The 18,510-nt window shown below is 58.4% G+C and carries 17 protein-coding genes; 12 read left to right on the forward strand and 5 right to left on the reverse strand.

What is annotated here, in order from left to right:
* Genes MKZ87_RS21475 through MKZ87_RS21495 form a run of 5 tightly spaced genes read left to right on the forward strand, consistent with a single transcriptional unit; the run spans window position 1 to window position 5,653 of the window.
* Window positions 1-1,113 (forward strand): polysaccharide pyruvyl transferase family protein, encoded by a 1,113-nt coding sequence (locus tag MKZ87_RS21475; protein ID WP_266201936.1) that lies wholly within the window; start codon window positions 1-3, stop codon window positions 1,111-1,113.
* A complete protein-coding gene (locus tag MKZ87_RS21480; RefSeq protein WP_266201937.1) occupies window positions 1,110-2,342 on the forward strand; it encodes a polysaccharide biosynthesis C-terminal domain-containing protein in 1,233 nt (410 codons plus the stop codon). The genes MKZ87_RS21475 and MKZ87_RS21480 overlap by 4 nt, the downstream gene beginning before the upstream one ends.
* Window positions 2,333-3,436 (forward strand): hypothetical protein, encoded by a 1,104-nt coding sequence (locus tag MKZ87_RS21485; protein WP_085704586.1) that lies wholly within the window; start codon window positions 2,333-2,335, stop codon window positions 3,434-3,436. The genes MKZ87_RS21480 and MKZ87_RS21485 overlap by 10 nt, the downstream gene beginning before the upstream one ends.
* 12 nt (window positions 3,437-3,448) lie before the next feature.
* The gene (locus MKZ87_RS21490; protein WP_266201938.1) at window positions 3,449-4,492 is read left to right on the forward strand and encodes an acyltransferase family protein; all 1,044 of its coding nucleotides are present in this window, start codon (window positions 3,449-3,451) and stop codon (window positions 4,490-4,492) included.
* 12 nt (window positions 4,493-4,504) lie between these two features.
* Window positions 4,505-5,653, forward strand: a complete 1,149-nt coding sequence (locus tag MKZ87_RS21495) for an SGNH/GDSL hydrolase family protein (protein ID WP_085704590.1) — start codon at window positions 4,505-4,507, stop codon at window positions 5,651-5,653.
* A 3-nt stretch (window positions 5,654-5,656) separates the two neighbouring features.
* Here the strand turns inward: MKZ87_RS21495 and MKZ87_RS21500 are convergent, their stop codons facing one another.
* Complete coding sequence (locus tag MKZ87_RS21500) at window positions 5,657-6,064, reverse strand: mannose-1-phosphate guanylyltransferase (protein WP_085700480.1); 408 nt, start codon at window positions 6,062-6,064, stop codon at window positions 5,657-5,659.
* A 47-nt stretch (window positions 6,065-6,111) separates the two neighbouring features.
* The gene (gene galU, locus MKZ87_RS21505) at window positions 6,112-6,945 is read right to left on the reverse strand and encodes a UTP--glucose-1-phosphate uridylyltransferase GalU (protein WP_085700479.1); all 834 of its coding nucleotides are present in this window, start codon (window positions 6,943-6,945) and stop codon (window positions 6,112-6,114) included.
* Window positions 6,946-7,324: 379 nt separating this feature from the next.
* On the opposite strand from galU, the gene galE reads away from it, so the two are divergent.
* The 6 genes from galE (at window position 7,325) to MKZ87_RS21535 (ending at window position 13,523) form a co-directional block, all read left to right on the forward strand.
* A complete protein-coding gene (gene galE, locus MKZ87_RS21510) occupies window positions 7,325-8,341 on the forward strand; it encodes a UDP-glucose 4-epimerase GalE (RefSeq protein ID WP_266201939.1) in 1,017 nt (338 codons plus the stop codon).
* A gap of 227 nt (window positions 8,342-8,568) precedes the next feature.
* Entirely contained in the window at window positions 8,569-8,805 is a 237-nt protein-coding gene (locus MKZ87_RS21515; protein ID WP_003226528.1) for a hypothetical protein, read from the forward strand.
* Window positions 8,806-8,894: 89 nt separating this feature from the next.
* Window positions 8,895-10,010, forward strand: a complete 1,116-nt coding sequence (locus MKZ87_RS21520; RefSeq protein WP_176247771.1) for a polysaccharide biosynthesis/export family protein — start codon at window positions 8,895-8,897, stop codon at window positions 10,008-10,010.
* Between the two features lie 11 nt (window positions 10,011-10,021).
* Window positions 10,022-10,687 (forward strand): YjbF family lipoprotein, encoded by a 666-nt coding sequence (locus MKZ87_RS21525; protein ID WP_266201940.1) that lies wholly within the window; start codon window positions 10,022-10,024, stop codon window positions 10,685-10,687.
* A 29-nt stretch (window positions 10,688-10,716) separates the two neighbouring features.
* Complete coding sequence (locus MKZ87_RS21530; RefSeq protein ID WP_085700475.1) at window positions 10,717-11,448, forward strand: capsule biosynthesis GfcC family protein; 732 nt, start codon at window positions 10,717-10,719, stop codon at window positions 11,446-11,448.
* On the forward strand, window positions 11,445-13,523 hold the full coding sequence (locus MKZ87_RS21535) for a YjbH domain-containing protein (RefSeq protein ID WP_266201941.1): 2,079 nt from the start codon (window positions 11,445-11,447) through the stop codon (window positions 13,521-13,523). Before MKZ87_RS21530 ends, MKZ87_RS21535 begins: the two co-directional genes overlap by 4 nt.
* A 158-nt stretch (window positions 13,524-13,681) precedes the next feature.
* On the opposite strand, the gene MKZ87_RS21540 is transcribed toward MKZ87_RS21535, so the two are convergent.
* The 3 genes from MKZ87_RS21540 to MKZ87_RS21550 form a co-directional block, all read right to left on the reverse strand.
* On the reverse strand, window positions 13,682-15,076 hold the full coding sequence (locus tag MKZ87_RS21540) for an undecaprenyl-phosphate glucose phosphotransferase (protein ID WP_085700473.1): 1,395 nt from the start codon (window positions 15,074-15,076) through the stop codon (window positions 13,682-13,684).
* A gap of 382 nt (window positions 15,077-15,458) precedes the next feature.
* Entirely contained in the window at window positions 15,459-16,118 is a 660-nt protein-coding gene (locus tag MKZ87_RS21545; RefSeq protein WP_266201942.1) for a winged helix-turn-helix domain-containing protein, read from the reverse strand.
* 294 nt (window positions 16,119-16,412) lie between these two features.
* On the reverse strand, window positions 16,413-17,153 hold the full coding sequence (locus tag MKZ87_RS21550; RefSeq protein WP_266201943.1) for a winged helix-turn-helix domain-containing protein: 741 nt from the start codon (window positions 17,151-17,153) through the stop codon (window positions 16,413-16,415).
* Between the two features lie 507 nt (window positions 17,154-17,660).
* On the opposite strand from MKZ87_RS21550, the gene MKZ87_RS21555 reads away from it, so the two are divergent.
* The gene (locus MKZ87_RS21555; protein ID WP_085700470.1) at window positions 17,661-18,494 is read left to right on the forward strand and encodes an undecaprenyl-diphosphate phosphatase; all 834 of its coding nucleotides are present in this window, start codon (window positions 17,661-17,663) and stop codon (window positions 18,492-18,494) included.
* Window positions 18,495-18,510 lie beyond the last annotated feature (16 nt).

Below are 18,510 nucleotides of genomic sequence, written 5' to 3' on the forward strand. Positions count from 1 at the left end.
ATGAACGTAACGATTTTGCATGGCTACAGTGCCTCCAATTCCGGCGATGGTCTGCTGGTCGATCTGGCCATTGCGCTGGTGCAGCGCAACTTTGGCGAAGACACCGCGATCAGCGTCGTGGCTTCCGATCCGGATTCCTTCAAATACCTGCCGCACCCGCGTTTTGACGCGCCGGTCATGGCAGCCAAGGGCCTGGGCCGGGTCAAGCAGGCGGTATTCCTCAATCAGTCGTACGCCGGGTTGGCGGATCTGTTGAAGAAAACCGATCTGATCGTCGGCGTCGGTGGCGGCTACATGCGCTCGAAAAGTGCCTTCGAACACATCAAGCTGAAACTCGGCCACGCCAAGCAACTGGAAACCGCGATCCTCAGCAAAGTGCCTTCGGTGTACCTGCCGCAAAGCATCGGGCCGTTCCACGGCGACAGCGACAAGATCGTCGGCCACTACGCCAGCGCCGATGCAGTGTTCGTGCGCGATAACCGCTCCTCGGCGCTGTTCGATGCCTGTGAAAATGTCTACCGCGCTCCGGATCTCGCGGTGCAGGCGCTGGCCGGCAAGATTCTTCAGCAACCCAAGTTCACCCGCTGCGCCTCTACACCGGCGACGGTGTGCGTAGTGCTGCGCAAACCGCCGGCGTGGAGCAAGGAAAAGAAGCTCGCCTACGTGGCCAACCTGAAGGTGCTGCTGCAGCGTTTGAAGAACAAAAGCAAAGTGGTCTGCGCCGTACAGAGCGCTGTGCGGGGTAACGATGACGGCGCGTTTTATCGCGAACTGGGTATCAGCGAAGACCTGTTGCCGCTGAAGGCGACGCTGGCCAAATACCAGCCGGACCTGGTGATTTCCGTACGCCTGCACGGCGCAATCGAATCGCTGCTCTCGGGCGTGCCGGCGTATCACATCAGCTATGAACGCAAAGGCTTCGGTGCCTATCAGGACATGGGCGTCGAGGACTGGGTCATCAATGGCGGGGACATCAATGTCGACACCATCATCGACACGGTTTACGCGCCTGACGCACTGTCGAATTTCGGCAAACGCCTGACCGACACCTGCCGCGAGATCGAGGCGAAAACCGTGGCCATGGACGACATCATCAAGGGCGTCATTCGATGATATTCCGGCTGTTGCTGCGGGGCGGGGCACTGGGCGCGAAGTTCTTGCTGGTGCTCGCCATCACCCATTACCTCGGTTACGAGGCGCTGGGTTTTTACGGCGTGGTGGTCGCGGCTTCGTTGATCGCGTCGAAGTTCTACAGCGTCGGTTTCAGTTCCGAAATCAACCGGCTGATCAGCGTGGGCGGCAGTTCGCGCCGGGTCGTGGACAAGGTGCTGTTGCTGTACCTGGCCGTGGGCCTGGCGTTGTCGGTGCTGACGGTGGTGATCTATTCGCTGTTCCAGTCGCTGGAAGCGACGACCGCGCTGATCGCCTGCGTGACGCTGGTACTGCTCACCGAACACCTGTCGTTCGAGATCAACTCGTTCGTGTTTTCCGCGCAGAAAGCCACGGCGGGTGCGCTGCTGTTTTTCATCAAGACCGGGCTCTGGGCGCTGCTGGCTGTGGGTGGAATGGCGCTCGGCTGGGTGTCCGGAATCGCCAGCGTATTGTGGCTGTGGGTCATCGCCAACGTGCTGGTGATCGTCGCCGGTTACCTGATCGTGGTGAAGGTCCATCACGGCCGGGAGGAGGGGACGCTGGCGACGGCGGCCGTGTGGAAAGCCGGGTTGCCGTTTTACCTCGGCACTGGCCTTATCGCGCTGAGTCAGTACGCCGAGCGCTTTCTGATCATCGACCTCGAACCCTACGCCAGCCTCGGTAAATATGTGTACGCGTGGTCGGCGGCCAACACCTTGCAGGCGTTGTCTTACGCGGTGGTAGCGGTGGTCGGCATTCCGCTGCTCGCCAAGCGTTATCAGGCCGATCAGCAACCGTTCACGGTCAGGCAGTTGTTCGTGAACAAATGGGTCGCGCGCTCGCTGGCGGTGTCGGCGGCGGTCGCGGTGGGCATTTATCTGTTTTTCAACGTGGTGCTTGATTACGTCGCCACCAGCGTTCCGCGTCCGGACAACGGCATCCTCGGCGTGCTGATTTTTTCCTTCGCCCTGCGTGCCATTGGCGACATCGTCTGGGGCGGGTTGATTGCGTCGAAAAACAGTCGGGTCTCCCTCGCCAGCGCGGCCATTTGTCTATTGGTTTCAGTGCCGGTCAGTTACCTGCTGATCAAGCACTATTCGATTTACGGCGCGGCCTGGGGCAACGTTTTCGCGATCATCGTGCAGCTCGGCGTGATTGCCCTGCTGACCCGCGCCACGCGCGCAAAAAAGGCTGTCGTGTCATGGGCCTGAAACTGCCGTGCATCGAGTTTCGCGGCCGCCGTCTCGATTCGTCGCTGTCGTTCCTGATCCTGTTCACCGGGCTGTTTCTGTCGGTGGCCATGCCGCTGCTGATTCCCCGCGATCCGGGCCCGGACGCGATGACCCTGTGGTCGTCCTACGCCCGGGCCGACAACTGCAATTTCTGGAACCCGTTCTCGCCGGATCGCTCGTCCTACGAGTGTTCGGCATTCCTGCTGCGGCCCACCGGAATCAACCTGACCAACGCCTGGGCCTACGGAATGTTCTGCAACTTTTTCCTCACGGCCATTCCCGTGGTGGTGTTCCGGCGCATGCCGTTGGCCATCTTCGGCACCCTGTGCCTGTGGGGTGTCGTCCGTTCGTTTTTCCTGGAAAACCTGACCAAGGAAATCATCGTGTCGGTGGCGGTGCTGAGCATTCTGTTCAGCTCGCTGACGCGCAAATATCGCGGCGGATTTTTCCTCTCGGCGGCGATCTACGGCGTGCTGATCCGGCCGTACTGGATTCTGTTTTCGCTGTCCTGGGTCGGCGTCTGCGTGATGAAGAAGTATGTGTCGCGCACGACCTTCTTCCTGATGCTGTTCCTGTTCTACCTGGCGGTTGCGATGGCGATCCAGCTGGCGCTGGGCTTTCCGGTGTCGTCGATTCGCGCCAGCAACAACGAATTGCGCACGGCGGGCGAGGAGGGTTCCAAATCGCTGATCGTCTCATGGCTCAGTGGCAGCGACTTCGTCTCGCAGGCCCTGGACTCGATGATTATTTTCTTCCGGTTATCGTTCCCCGTTGAGCTGATCCTGCTGTCCGGGCCGGGTCAGGTGATCTTCGTGGCGTTGATGATCATGACTGCGCTGCTGCTGTTCAAAGTCATCACCTCGACCGATTACAAGGGCGCGCCGATCCAGACCAAACCCAAGGAACTGATCGCGATTCCGCTGGCGTTCCTGTTGGTTCAAGGCTTGTTCGAGCCGGACTTCGGCTCGTTCGCCCGGCACTTTTCGATGGTGGTGCCGGTGTTGTTCGTGGGCCTGGGATTGATGCTGCGGGCGAACAAACCGGTGAAGGTTGAATCAAGAATTCTGAATTGAGGCGGGTGCTTTATGTCGAGCAAGAAAAAGTCCCTGGAGATCGAAACCCTGCGTGGCCTGGCGTGCCTGTTGCTGGTGCTCTATCACGTGATCGGGCCGTTGGGCGGTGGTTTGAAAATCGACATCGGCTCGCCGTTCCGGGTGATCGCCGATTCGATGGTGTACGTGCGCATGCCGCTGTTCACCTTCATCTCCGGCTACATCTACTCCATCTACAAGATTCGCAACAATGACTTTTCGGCATTCTTCAGCGGCAAGGTGCGGCGCCTGATCGTGCCGCTGTTTTGCGTCGGGGTGCCGTTCTCGGTGCTGCAGGCGGTGGGGCCGGGCGTGAACAAGGACGTCAGCGTGATGGATGCGCTGTTGTCGTTCTATGTGCCGATCAACCACTTCTGGTTCCTGCAGGCGGTGTTCATCATTTTCATGTTTGTCGGCCTGCTGGAATGGCGCGGTTTGCTGCGCACGCCGACGCGTCTGTACCTGTTGTTCGCGTTTGCGGCGGCGGTGTTCCTGTTGCCGCCGTTTGCGCTGGACGCGTTTGGCATCAACGGGGCGATTTATCTGCTGCCGTTCTTCGTGGCGGGCATGATCGGCCAGGAGAAAGTCAGCGAGCTGAAGCAAACGTTCAAGGTGATCGGTCCGCTGGTGTTTGTGCTGATTTCGTTGACGCTGCTGTACGTGGCGGCGGTGGACCGCGAGCTGATCGTCGACCGCCGCAGCCTGATCGGCCTGACCGTGGGCTGCGTGTCGTGCATTGCGTTGCTGTCGAGTGACATGCGCTCGAAGGCGCTGACCTGGCTCGGCGGTTATTCCTACGCGATTTTCCTGTTTCATGTGTTGTTCGCCGCTACTTCGCGCTCGATCCTTGGCCGCCTCGGTGTGAAAGACGAAAGCGTGCTGGTGTTCTGCGGCGTGATGTGTGGCTTGCTCGGGCCGGTGGTGTTGTCGATGATTTTCAGCCGGTTCAACTTCACCTCCGTGCTGTTTCTTGGCGAGCGTGCCGCGACGAAAAAGAAACCGCCGGCGCCCATTGCCCCGGTGGCGCAGACCCGATGAAGGAAGCGATCCATGCTGGCTGTTGATGATGTTCCGCCGGTAGCGGCGTCGGTGGTGCAAGTCGGCGACGCTCGCCAGCGGTTTGGCCAGTGGCGTGAAGGCAAGGCCGGCAAGGTGTTGTCGATCTCGGTGATCGGCGACAGCTACAGCGCCGGGCAGGATTTCTACCTGAACAGACTGGTGCAACGCGTGGCCGGGGAGGTCGGGTTTGCCGGGCCGGGTTATGTCGGCTTCAACCACGGCGCAGCGCTGGGCGGCACGCATTTCAAGTACACCCGCAGCAGCGAGAAGTATTTCGGCGGCGACTGGCAGGTCTCCGGCCTTGGCCAGGCCAGCCCCGACAGCCGCACCCTGACTGGTCGGCCCGGCGCCTGGCTGCAAGTCGAGGCCAGCCCGACGCCCGCCATCAACACCGCCGTCACTCAGGCCAAACTGCTTTACCTCGGCAACGGTGAGCCCAGTGAGCTGCGTTATCGCTGGTCACCTTCCGCTGACTGGCAACCGTTGAAACTCGCAGGCGAGGGCGTTCAGGAAGTCCCGCTGACCGGCACATCGGCCGTCACCGATTGGGCTTTCAGACTGGAAGTGCTGAAGGGCGCGCCGACCTTGTTCGGCCTGTGGCTGAGCAACGATCAGAACGGAGTTCGGGTATCGAAACTGGCCGCGTCCGGCGCGGCGTCCGCTGATTTCTACCACGACGATGCTCGCTGGCAGGCGCAGTGGAAAGCCGTGGTCTCGAAGATTCCCGCAGACATTTACCTGATCATGCTCGGTGGCAACGATCAGGGTTTTGGCGTGAAGCCCGAGCAGTATCTGCACAATGTTCAGGGTCTGGTCGGCATGCTCCGCGAGATTCAACCGGCGGCGAGCATCAACCTGATCCTGCGTCAGGACACCACCCGCTCCAGCGCCTATCCGATGTCGGCGTATGCGCAGGTCATCGAGCCCTGGGCCCGTGCGCAGCACCTGGGTTATGCCAATCTGCAATGCGCGTTCGGCACCGACGTCAAACGCTACGCGGCGGCCATGATCGGGCCCGACAAGATTCATCCGCTGCCGGCCACCGGCGGGCGGGTGATTGCCGATTACTTCTATCGTTGGGTCGTGGGCGGACAGCAAAAAGTCTCGCCACAGGACAACTGTGGCGAGACTTCGAAATAGCCGTCAGTTGTCGAACAGATCCAGATGACTCAGCAGCTCTTCGGTTTTCTGCGGCATCAACTGCGTCACGCAACGGGTTTCCACGTTGACGATGATCGCCGGGTCGTTGCAGCAGATCCGCACGCGAAAACGCCAGTCGCTGAAAATCACTTTCAGGCCGTCGCGGTCATCGACCTCCAGCGCCTGTTCGCTGTAGATCCGTTTCAGGTGGGCGAGCAGGGGCCAGGGATCGCGCATCGGTCGGCGAATGTCCCCGGAGGAGGGAAACACGCCGATGCGATCGACCAGCAGCAGAGTGCCCAGCCACGGTCCATTGGCGCTGGGCAATGGCTGATGGCGGGATAACCAGCTCATCACCCCAAGGTTGTCCACCTCACGTTCAATCTCTGCGGAATGTTGTGCAATGTTCATGGTTGCCTCGTTGGATGTGCGTGCCGCGATGGATCAATGGGGGCCGCTCAGCGGCCCTTCAGGTAAACGTTCTCGTAGCAGAAGTTGGTCGCCTGCAGGTAACCCTCGGCGTCGCCGCAGTCGAAGCGCAGGCCCTTGAACTTGTAGGCCAGCACGCAACCGTTCTGCGCCTGTTTCATCAGGGCGTCGGTGATCTGGATTTCGCCGCCCTTGCCCGGCTGGGTGTCGGCGATCAAGTCGAAGATGTCCGGCGTCAGGATGTAACGGCCGATGATCGCCAGGTTCGACGGTGCGTCTTGCGGTGCCGGTTTTTCCACCATGTGGTTGACCCGGTAAATACCGTCGGAAATCGCCTCACCGGCGATCACGCCGTACTTGTGAGTCTGGTCGCGCGGGACTTCCTGGATGGCGACGATCGAGCAGCGGAATTTCCTGTACAGCTCGATCATCTGGGTGAGAACGCCGTCGCCTTCGAGGTTCAGGCACAGGTCGTCCGCCAGCACCACGGCGAAGGGCTCGTCACCGATCAACGGGCGACCGCTGAGAATCGCGTGGCCCAGACCTTTCATTTCCACCTGACGGGTGTAGGAGAACGTGCAGGTGTCGATCAGCTCGCGAGTGCCAGCCAGGAATTTCTCTTTCTCGGTGCCGCGAATTTGGTGTTCGAGTTCATAGCTGATGTCGAAGTGGTCTTCCAGTGCGCGCTTGCCCCGGCCGGTGACGATGGCCATGTGTTGCAGGCCGGCGTCCCGTGCTTCTTCCACGGCGTATTCGATCAACGGCTTGTTGACGATCGGCAGCATTTCCTTGGGCATGGCTTTGGTGGCCGGCAAGAAACGCGTGCCATAACCGGCAGCGGGGAACAAACATTTACGGATCATAAAAGTTTCCTGGTCATTCATGGCGCACTGCCATCGTTTATTGCAATAACGAAAAGTTGCAAGTTATTGAAGCTGTACTTTAATACCTGACTCGGGAGAGAGGTGGCAAATAGCAATGAGTGTAAAACACGACAATGTTATGAGATGTCGGTTTGACAGTTATTGGTTATTTTTAGTCGGCATCCGTTGATAGTGATGAATGCGCGGGAGTGCTAATAAGTACCAGGCAATACAGTTTGGCTTGTAAAAATATTTATAGCCAGTGATTGAACTGTTTTTGTTTCTGGTTGTTGTCGCCCTGTTTGTGTGAATCAAGGCACACATTAAACAAACAGGGCTTGACACGCGAGTTGGCACTTTTCCCACTATGGACCGCGCTATGAAGATTCTGGTAACGGGTGGCGCCGGCTATATCGGCTCGCACACCACACTTGCACTACTTGAAGCAGGTTACGAAGTTGTAGTTCTGGATAATCTTTGCAACAGCAGCGACGCGGCATTGCACGCGGTGGAAGCCATTTGCGGCAAAAGTGCGCTGATGATTCGCGGGGATGTCTGTGACCGGGCCCTGCTGGACCGGATTTTCCAGCAGCACGCCATCGATGCCGTGCTGCATTTCGCCGGGCTCAAGGCCGTGGGCGAGAGCGTGCGCAAGCCGCTCGAATACTACGAAACCAACGTCAGCGGCAGTATCACGCTGTGCCAGGCGATGGCAGCGGCGGGGGTGTTCCGGCTGGTGTTCAGCTCGTCCGCCACGGTCTACGGCGAGCCGGCGCAGATGCCGATCCGCGAGGATTTCCCGACCGGCACTCCGACCAATCCCTACGGCCAGTCCAAGCTGATCGTCGAGAACGTGCTGCGCGACCTGTGCCAGTCCGAACCGCGCTGGAGCATCGCGCTGCTGCGCTACTTCAACCCGATTGGCGCACATCACAGCGGGCAGATGGGCGAAGATCCCAACGGCATCCCCAACAATCTGGTGCCTTACATCAGCCAGGTGGCGGTCGGCAGCCTGAAGGAATTGTCGATCTTCGGCGACGATTACCCGACGGTCGACGGCACCGGCGTGCGCGATTACATCCATGTGGTGGATCTGGCGGACGGGCACTTGAAAGCCCTGCAAACCATCGCCGACCGCACCGGCATTCATACCTGGAACCTCGGCACCGGCGACGGCTACAGCGTGTTGCAGGTGCTGCGGGCGTTTGAGAAGGCGTGCGGGCAGCCAGTGCCGTTCCGGGTGATGCCACGGCGTTCCGGGGATATTGCCGAGAGCTGGGCCGACGCCTCCAAGGCGGCGAAGGAACTCGGCTGGAAAGCCACCCGCAACTTGCAGGACATGGTCACCGACACGTGGCGCTGGCAATCGAATCATCCCCGGGGTTATCAGGGATGATGGCGTTTTAGTGCAATGTTAGTTTCAGTCAGGTTGTTAGATATCGTCGGGAAATTAGACTGGCAATGCCTATTACAAGTCCGTAGATATAAACCTGCCGTTCGACTTTTATCAGTTGGGTAAGACTGTGAAAGAACAACGGATCTTGTTCGCGCTTTTTGCGACTTGAACTCTACCACCTCTAACGAACACCCGATGTTCAGGTGCGATGTTAGAAAGGAGTTGATATGAAAAAAGTGATGGCGATTGCCCTGTTGACGATGTTGAGCAACTGGGCATCCGCAGCTGAAGCGCCGCTTACAGCAGTGACCAATGTATCTGGCAGTGTCGCGGCTTCTACAGCGCCTGCTGCCAGTACTGCCATGGTCGCCAGTGCTGTAGCGGCGTCCAACAGTGGTGGAAGTGCCAACGGCGGTACAACGGGTACCACCGGTACCACGGGTACAACCGGCACGCACAACTAACTGAAGTATCTGTTGGTGCAGTACAAGGTCGCCCGACGAAAGTCGGGTGACTTTGTTTTGGATTCGCCCTTGAATAGCGTAGTGCCATTATGAACCGTCGTTTTTCTCTTTTATTGTTGGCAAGTATCGCTTTGCAAGGTTGCATGTTCTCCCCCGGCCAGTACCTGAGCACCAGTAGCATCACGCGCCAGGGCGCCAGCGAAAGCAGCCGGGTCGAGCTCATTCAGATCACCCCCAAGCTCATCGCCATGAACCGCGCCACGCACAAGCGGGAGTCGGTGCCGGCGGAGTTGTTGGCGACCCCGGCCGAATATCGCATCGGCAGCAATGATGTGCTGTACATCACGGTCTGGGATCATCCCGAGCTGACCGCCCCTTCGGGTGCGCAACAGCAGATCGATGCCAACGGCCGTCTGGTGCGCTCCGACGGCACGTTGTATTACCCGTACATCAAGGAAGTCCAGGCCGCGGGCAAAACCATCCAGCAACTGCGTTCGGACATCGAGCAACGTCTCTCGGCGTTCATTGCCGAGCCGCAAGTGGATGTCGCGGTGCTGCGTTTCGCCAGCCAGAAAGTCGTGGTCTCGGGCGCCGTGACCAAGGCCGGCCCCCAGGCGATTTCGACCAACCCGCTGAGCGTGGTCGAAGCCCTTGGTTCAGCCGGTGTCGATACCAACAATGCCGATTTGTCCGGGCTGATGCTGACGCGCAACGGGCGGGTCTATCCGCTCAATCTCGACGCCCTCAATCAGCAGGATTCCGAATTGCAGAACGTCTACCTCAAGGGAGGCGATCAGCTGTATCTGCCGTACAACGACAACAAGCGCATCTACGTGATGGGCGAGGTCAACCAGCCCCGTGCGCTGAGTTTCAAGACCGCCACCATGAACCTGTCCGACGTGCTCGGGTCGGTCGGCGGCTTGAGCCAGACCACCTCCAACGGCAACGCCGTGTATGTGATTCGCGGGGTGGAAAACCTCGACGTGGAGCCGGCGAAAATCTACCAGCTGGAAGCCGAATCGCCGACCGCCATGGCGCTCGCTTCGCACTTCGAAGTCCGGCCTCAGGACGTGGTCTATGTCGGGCCTGCCAACGTGACTCGCTGGAATCGCCTGATCAGCCAGTTGGTGCCGTCGGCATCGATTGTCGGGACGGGGGCTTCCGCTGCGAAGAACTGGAGCGAATACAGTAACAACAGCAAATAAGGCCGCCGACTGTGAAAACGTTGAAAGTGGGCGTGTGCCTGATGGCGGCCGTCTTATTGAGTGGCTGCAATCCGTTGATGAGCGCTTCGTTGAACAACCTCAAGGCGTCGGTCATCGGACCGGATGAACTCGATGTGTCGGCGCAGCAGGTGGCCGGGGTCAAGTATCCCCAGCTCAAACTGACCACGCCGTCCGGTTCCGGGGTGCTGGCGCTGGTGCGTGAGCGCGAGGATCTGCAGTTCTGGGTCGCCTCCGGCAAGCAGGTGCTGCTGATGCGCGACGGCCTGGCGATGCGCAGCATCGGCCTGGGCGTGGAGGGCGATCTGGACGGCACGCGCCTGTCCGATGACTCGCCGTTCAAACGGGGTCTGCACCAGATCACCGACGGCTACACCAGCCGCCGCTGGATCGACCTCTACAAGGGCCAGGAAGTCGGGATCATCCTCAACAGCCGCTTCTCCCGAAAGTCCCTGGAAACCCTCGAGATTCTCGACAAGCAATACACCGTGCTGCGTGTCGACGAGCAGATTGATGCGCCGGCCATCGGCCTGCGCGCGACCAATCGTTACTGGGTCGATCCGGTGGACGGCTTCATTGTGCAGAGTGAACAGCAACTGACCTCGCAGTTGCGGGTCAGGATCGTGCAACTGACCCCTGACCGCAGGCATGTCCCGTGAAGCGGCTCAGAGCGCTTTCGGCGTGCTTGATGTTGCTCACCGGGATCAGCGAGGCAGCGGTCATCGTCAGCGGTGATGTCGCCAACCCGGGCCCGATCGAATTGCCGGCGGGCGGGCGTTTGCGCGATGTGATCGGCGAGGCCGTACCGAACGCCGAAGGCTACTGGCTGGCGGGCGTTCTGTTGCGTCAGTCGCTGCTCGAAGAACAGACGCGACTCAAGGTCGGCGTGCTGTTCGATCTGGATGTGTTGCATCGAATGGCGATGCTGTTTGACAAGCCGAGTCGTGCGGCGCTGGCCCAGCGCCTGACCGAGCAGGTCCGACAGATGCCAGTGACCGGACGGCAGATCGCCGATCTCGATCCGGTGGCGGTGGAAGTCGGCTTCGCCCGCAACATCCGTCTCGACGATGGCGATCAACTGATCTACCCGAAACGGGTCGATGAAGTCGAAGTGCTGGGCGCCGTCGCCGAGCCGTGCCGCCTGCCTTATCAGCCGTTGCAGGAGGCCCGCGAATATCTGCAGGGCTGCACGTTGCTGGAGGCCGACGCCGATGCCGATTACCTGTGGCTGATCCAGCCCAACGGCGAATCGCGGCGGGTCGGCATCGCCCACTGGAACCGCGAGAGCGGGCAGATGCCCGTGGCCGGCAGCAAGATTCTGGTGCCGGTGAAAAACGATGATCTGGATCCGCCTGTCCCTGAACTGAATCAGCAGTTGGCCGAATTGATTGCCACGCAGTTGGCTGAGGTGGTTCGTTGAATTTGCGTTTTGCAGCTGTGTTGTTACTGCCGTGTAGCCTGGTGCATGCCGAGCCACGCATTACCCAGAATGACTTCGGCGGCGCCGGTCTGTTGCAGACCCCGACCGCGCGCATGTCGCCCGCCGGTGAGTTGAGTGTCAACGCCAACCGCACCGAACCGTACAGCCGATACAGCGTTTCGTTGCAGCCGCTCGACTGGCTGGAAGGTTCGTTTCGCTACACCGCCATCACCAACCGTCCGTACGGTTCCGAAGCGCTGAGCGGCAGCCAGAGCTATAAGGACAAGGCGGTCGACGCCAAGGTCCGGCTGTGGCAGGAAAGCCACTGGGCGCCGGAAGTGGCGCTGGGCTTTCGAGACATCGGTGGTACCGGTTTGTTTGCCAGTGAATTCTTCGTCGCCAACAAACGCTATGACAATTTCGATTTCAGCGCCGGCATCGCCTGGGGTTACATCGGTAATCGCGGCGATTTCGACAACCCGCTGGGTTGGGCCAGTGATCGCTTCAAAACCAGACCAGACCTGGAAGGCACCGGTGACGTCAACGCCGGGTCGTACTTTCGCGGCAAACCTGGGTTTTTCGGCGGCGTGAGTTACCAGACGCCCTGGGATCGCCTCAGCCTGAAACTCGAATACGATGGCAACGACTACAAGCACGAGCCCAAGGACAACATCATCAAGCAGGACTCGCCGATCAACCTTGGCGCGGTGTTCAAGGTGACCGATTCCGTCGATGTGAGCGCGGCCTGGGAGCGGGGTAACACGGCGATGTTCGGCATCACGTTCCACACCAATTTCGTCAGTCGCAAGGCCCCGGCCAAAACCTTCGACCCACCGGCCGAACCGCTGCCGGCGAAGGCCCCGAGTACGACGATGGAGGAGGTCAACTGGGCCGACGTGTCGCGCCGCTTGCAGCAGAACGCCGGCTACAAGGTCGAGCGCATCACCCAGCGCGATTCCGAACTGATCGTCTACGGCGAGCAGCAGCGTTATTTCCATTCGCCCAAGGCCGTCGGCCGCGCGAGCCGGATTCTCGACAACAGCGTCAACGACGACATCGACTGGTTCACCGTGGTCAACAAGCGCTACGACCTGCCGCTGGAAGAAACCAGCGTGCCCCGGCAGACGTTCCGCGAAGTGATCAACAACGAAGAGCCGCTGGAATCGCTGCACCGCACCACCGAGATCAACCCGGCGATGCCGCGCAACGAGAAAACCCTCTACAGCGAAGCGCCGCAGCACTTCAATTACGGCGTCGGCCTGGGCTTCAAACAGAACGTCGGCGGCCCCGATGGCTTGCTCTATCAGTTCACAGCGGATCTGGACGCCGAGTACCGCTTCAACCGCAACACCTGGTGGAACGGTTTGCTCAGTCAGAACCTGATCAACAACTTCGACAAGTTCAAATACGACGCACCCAGCGGCCTGCCCCGTGTGCGCACCGACTTGCGTCAGTACCTGACCACGTCGGACACCACCATGCCGCTGTTCCAGGTCAGCCACGCCGAGCAACTGGACAAGGATCTGTACGGCATGGTCTACGGCGGTTATCTGGAGTCGATGTTCGCCGGGGTCGGGGGCGAGGTGCTGTTTCGTCCGACCGGCAAGCGCTGGTCGATCGGCGCGGACCTGAACTACGTGCGTCAGCGTGAGTTCGATCAGGGTTTCGGCCTGCGTGATTACTCGGTCTGGACCGGCCATATCACCGGCTACACCGATCTGCCGTTCGACACGCTGGCGGCCGTCAGCGTCGGGCGTTATCTGGCCGGCGACTTTGGCGGCACGGTGGATATCTCCCGCGAGTTCTTCAACGGCGTGCGCTTTGGCGCCTGGGCGACCATCACCACTGCTGGCAGCGCCGAGTATGGCGAGGGTAGTTTCGACAAGGGGCTGTACCTGTCGATCCCGTTCGACGAAATGATGAGCATGTCGACCATGCGCCGCGCCAACCTGGTGTGGGCACCGCTGACCCGTGACGGTGGTGCGCGGCTCAACCGCAGCTTCCAGCTGCATTCGATGACGGACAGTCGGGAAGGGGACATGTTCTACCGCAACTTCGGGAAGATTACCGAGTAGGTTCGGGGGAGCGGGGAGTTAAAGCGGGAGCCTGTGGGCTCCCGTTTTTGTTTGTGGTGAAGGGGAATCTTGATACAGCCACGACCAACCCCCAAATCCCGCCCACAAAAAAGGGGACTCTCGTCCCCTTGCGGTGTTGCCTTCTCAAGCCCTGCGTCTCAGTAAATATCCTTCGACAACAGGGTGAACGGCGTCTTCACCAGGATCTTCACATCCAGCCACAGCGACCAGTTGTTGATGTACTTCAGATCGATCTCGACGCGCTTTTCCATCTTGTCGAGGGTATCTGTCTCACCCCGGCAACCGCTGATCTGCGCCAGACCAGTGATGCCCGGTTTGATTCGGTGACGGGCCATGTAGGCGAGGATTTTGCCCGAGTAGTAGTTGTTGTGCGCCACGGCATGCGGACGTGGGCCGACCAGTGCCATGTGGCCTTGCAGCACGTTGAACAGTTGCGGCAGCTCGTCCAGTGACGTGCGACGGATGAAGCGACCGACCGGAGTGATGCGCGAATCGTTGCGGCTGGCCTGTTTGACTTCACGGTCATCGTGCACGCGCATCGAGCGGAATTTCCAGACCTTGATCACCTTGCCGTTCCAGCCGTGGCGATCCTGCTTGAAAAACACCGGGCCCGGCGAGGTGAGCTTCACCGCCAACGCCACGGCCAGCAGCACCGGGCTCAACAGAATGATGGCCAACAGGGCGACGGCTTTTTCCACCAGGCTCTTGCTCAGCGCAGCGGTCGGGCGACTGGTCAGCGGGCTTTCGTTGAGGTAGATCGCCGGCAGACCGTCCACGACTTTCACCGAATGGTTGAGCAGCGTCAGGCTGTTCAGGTCCGGCACCCAGACCACGTCCACGTTGGCATCCAGCAGGTCGACATACATCGCTTCGATTTTGGCGGCTTCCGACAGCGGCAATGTGATGTACAAGCGGCGGATGTCGTGAGCCTGGATCAGTTCGAGCAGTTCGTCCTGAGCGCCGACGACGCGTGGGGCATCCGCTTCCAGGCCAGGGGTATCGCCGTTGCTGACCAGGCCGACCAGCGGCAGGTTTTCGTGCTGGCTCAACTTCTTCGCCAGGCCCAGAGCCAGTTCGCCGGTGCCGACGATCAAGGTCTTGTGTTCGCTTTTGCGCGAACGCTGGTAGAACTTCGAGAACGCATGCAGCGGTGCGTAAAGCAGTGCCTGGCCAAGGAAACCGTACACCGCCCATTCAAGGATGACCTGACGGGAGAACAGTGCATCGGCCTTGCAGATGAAGGCGATGAACGCCAACCCGGCCATGGTCATGAACCAACCCATGAACAGCCGTCCCAGCCCGGTCAGATAGTTGTCTCGTTTTCGATACGCGCCGCTGAATGTATAGGCCGGAACCGACGCCAGTACCGCGAGGATCGTGCACATCCGGTAATAGAACTCGACGGTTCCGGTGTGCTGTTCAGCCAGAAAGAACAACAGTGAAACAATGAAACTCTGTGCCAGCGCCCATTGGCCCCAAAAGGTCAGTCCCTTGAGGCCGGTGTTTCGATTGATACGAAGAGAAAGATCCATACGATATCCCCAAAAGACGTCCATTCAGGTTTCGACAGTAGAAATCCGAGTTGTTAAGCAGACTTGTTATTGTTGTTTGAGCCAGTGTCCTGAGGTAACAACGCCGGTATGCGGAACTGTCATCAGTCAATAGACTAAGTTATTGCCGGGGATGCTGTCTGACGAGTTCTAACAAGATGGCACAGTGCCAACTTATTTGAATTTTCAATATTCAAACGTTAGAAAAGGTCGAAAGGCAGGGGGTGAATAATCAATCTTGTGTTTGCTATCGTAGGTGGGGTCAGGCGGCGGGTATAACCAGGGAGGGGTGAAACCAAACAGAGTGCTTTTTTATTTTTGTAATCGCACTTGTATCTGTTTGTCTTGGCGTGAGGAATGTTGTTTAGGCAACAACTTCCTGGATCAGGCAGTAACCGCGATTGCGCACGGCGCGAAACAAACGTTCACCGTTGCTGGCGTTCTTGAACTTGTCTTGAAGACGGCTCAGGCACATTTCCAGTCCCCGGTATTGTTCCGGCTCGCGGCCGATGCTGAGGATCAGATCGTCGCGACTGACAACACGCTCTTCATGGTGAAGCATTTTGCGCACCAGTGCGGTTTCGAGCCCGGTGAGACTGATTTCGACGCCTTCTTTCGTCAATGCACCCTGATCATTGTCCAGATGCCAGGCTTCGGTGCACGGCGTGTCGGATTCGATCGTGCGGGAAGTATCGGTGGGGTTTTCGGACATGGCCGTGGAATTGTGAAATGAATGCGCCGATTGTGCGGCCAGCCATTCCGATTCGAGGGTGGCCAATATGCGCTGGGTATCATGTTCGATGCTGCGTGCGACATGCTTCCTTGTGCCGCGTGGGTAAGTGAACTCCATCAGCATCGGAGTGGAAGAGGGCGAAGCAACACCTTCAATAAACATTTGTGCCTGAGACGTGCCAAACGAATTGAAACGCTCGCTGGAGAGGATGTTCTCAAGTTCACGTTGCGACGCCGGGCTATTAGTCACGACAACAAAGTATTTTCTTGGGAGGGTTGTGCTGGTTTCCATGTCTCTCTCCTAAAGTACACACCAAATTTGGCGAAAAAAATAATGGGCAGGCGAGCAATGTTTTCCTCGGAAATAATCGATAGACAGGGTCTGGGCCCAATAATGGCCCTCGATAAGTTCCACTCGGTCTGCTTTTAGAGTAATGGTTTATTGTTATGTTTAAGTGTTGCAGCGCTCATGCAATTGACAGCTTTTTATTAGATATGTGACGCAGTTAAAACAGTGAGACATCGGATTTTTAGTGCGTTGCATCAGACGTTCCCTCGTAAGCTGCAAAAAGAGTGATTCCCTGAATCAGGCGGTCGAGATCAACCCCCGCATCAGACGATAGCCATACCCGCGAATGCTCTGTATGGCGTTCGTACCGTACACGTCCTTGATTTTCCCACGCAAGCGGCTGATGGATTTTTCCAGCGCCCGAGGATCGTAGAAATGGGTGTTGAGCCCCATGATGCTGGCGATTTCATCATGGCTGAGAATGTGATTGCCGGTCTGCGCAAAGGCTTGCAGGATCTTCATTTCGGCAAAGGAAATATCGAGTTTCTTGCTGGTGTCCGAGAGGCAAATGCGGGTAGGGTCCAGCACCAGGCTGGTATCGCGTTGCCATTCTTCACTGTTGAAGAATTCGCCCAGCAGGTCACCGCTTTCATCGGACAAGGTATTGAGTTTGATACAGAAGTCGGCGCCGGCCAGGAAATACTTGATCTTGTTGAACGCGCCGCGCCCGGTGATCACCGCACAAATGATCGGCTTCAAGTTATCGCTGCGCAGGCTTTCCACCAATGCCAGGTTGTCTTCAAGCGCCTGAGGGCTGTCGATGACAATGAATATGGCCCGATACAAGCCGTGATATTCATTTTGCTGATATGAACTAGCGTAAGAGTCGGCCTCAATGGCCAGATCAGACTGCACGTGCTTGGCGATTAGCGCGCTAAAGTGTTCAGCCACGCCACGGGTACGACCCAGAGTGAGAACACCTGGTTCGTCGCTTGTGCGGCGCGGGCTTCTAGTCGCTAAGTTACCTGTGAGCATCATGCATTGACTCGAATAAGGTGCTGACATCGGGATGTTAAAGCACCGGTTCTCGTCTGTGACTGACAATTGGTAACATTTGCGCGGATTTTAGACGTGGCTCCCGAGTTTTCTAACAATAATTAAGCGATTCAAGCTTTTAGTTGATTTTTTCGGGGCTGTTAACTAACGAAATTGGGGGCTTTAGATGGTGGCAATATGGAATGGTGCCACTATTTTGTAATTATCGCGACCTGTTTTTATGTCCCTTGGCCACCACTCAACTGCATACGTATCAGAGCAGTGTGAGCTGGGTCACATTTTATGTGGCGGCCCGTCTTTTGGCTATAACGTCGACAAGTTCACATACGGACGTTTATTAACATGCCTTGAGTGTGGCTTTTGATAAGACATATTCTCCGTCCCCGAGTCGGGCAATGGGTATGCATCTGCCAATTGTTTTACTTCAGATACTCAATGCCTGAATGCATTTAACGGCGCGCCGTAAAAGAGCGTGCCGACGGAGGATTAATGGATTTACTGACCTTGTTCAAGGTGCTGATACTCGGGGCGGTAGAAGGCCTGACCGAGTTCCTGCCCATTTCCAGTACGGGCCACCAGATTATTGTTGCCGATTTGCTGGAGTTCGGCGGCGAACGCGCCATGGCGTTCAACATCATTATTCAACTGGGCGCCATTCTGGCCGTGGTCTGGGAATTTCGCCCGAAGATCTTCGAAATCGTCAAAGGCCTGCCGACCCAGAATAATGCGCAACGTTTTACTCGCAATCTGCTGATCGCCTTTTTCCCGGCGGTCATTCTCGGCGTGTTATTCGCCGACACGATTCATGAATACCTGTTCAACCCGATCACCGTTGCCGTTGCCCTGGTCGTGGGCGGTATCGTGATGTTGTGGGCCGAGCAGCGCGATCATGCAGTGAGTGTCGACCATGTAGACGACATGAAATGGGCTGATGCGCTGAAGATCGGTTGCGTGCAATGTCTGGCGATGATTCCGGGCACGTCGCGCTCCGGTTCCACCATTATCGGCGGTCTGCTGTTCGGCCTGTCACGCAAGGCCGCCACGGAGTTCTCATTCTTCCTGGCGATGCCGACCATGGTCGGCGCTGCGGTGTATTCCGGCTACAAGTACCGCGAACTGTTCCAGAGCAGCGACCTGCCGGTCTTCGCCCTGGGGTTCGTCGTAGCGTTCATCTTCGCAATGATCGCCGTGCGCGGCCTGCTGAAGTTCATTGCCAACCACAGCTACGCCACCTTCGCCTGGTATCGGATCGCCTTCGGCTTGCTGATCCTCGCGACCTGGCAATTCGGCTGGGTCAACTGGACGGCGGCGGCAGCCGCCTGACCCTCAGCCGCGCAGG

The sequence above is a fragment of the Pseudomonas sp. MCal1 genome (genome assembly GCF_026341415.1).
Taxonomy (GTDB): domain Bacteria; phylum Pseudomonadota; class Gammaproteobacteria; order Pseudomonadales; family Pseudomonadaceae; genus Aquipseudomonas.